We start from the raw sequence: 581 nt of genomic DNA, 5'->3' as shown, positions 1-581 counted from the left end.
GTAATAAGAGGTTGCGCTAAAATTGGATACCATCCCCACGCAATTGCTGCGACTAATCCAATTAAATTTCCGAGCCACGCATACTCATAAGTTGCTCCTCCTGAATGCCCTGTTAATAAAACGAATGCTGCACCAACAAAGGCTACTATTGAACCAATTTGTACTTTCATCGAAAAACGTTCTTGTTTGTGCAATACTGCTAATATCCCTGTAAATATAGGTGACATCGCAATTAATAATGAGGCGTTCGTTGCTGAAGTATATTTCACAGATAGCATAAACATCGTTTGGTACATTGTCGTTCCAACGATACCGACTGCTAATAATCGTAAACAATCTTTTCTTTCAATACGTAATGAGCGTTCCATAATAAATGTAATAAGTAATAATACCGGTGATGCTACTAAAAAACGTAAACTATTAAATTGAATGGATGACATAAATGCCACGCCATACTTTCCAATTGTATAATTTGCTCCCCATACTAATGCAACTGATACTAGGAGCCACTCCATTTGCCATCGTTTCATCCGAATCTCCCCTTCCCTATTTAGCATAGTAAAATTGGCTGGATATAACAC

At 37.5% G+C, this 581-nt stretch carries 1 protein-coding gene; it reads right to left on the bottom strand.

Translation table 11 applies throughout. From position 1 onward, the window contains the following. A partial coding sequence (locus AC1DTM_RS30860; protein WP_477001750.1) for a DMT family transporter occupies positions 1 to 530 on the bottom strand: 530 nt, incomplete at its 3' end. Positions 531 to 581: the final 51 nt, after the last annotated feature.

The sequence above is a fragment of the Bacillus sp. P4_D3 genome (genome assembly GCF_056401855.1).
This window is presented reverse-complemented; position numbering and strand designations above follow the sequence as displayed.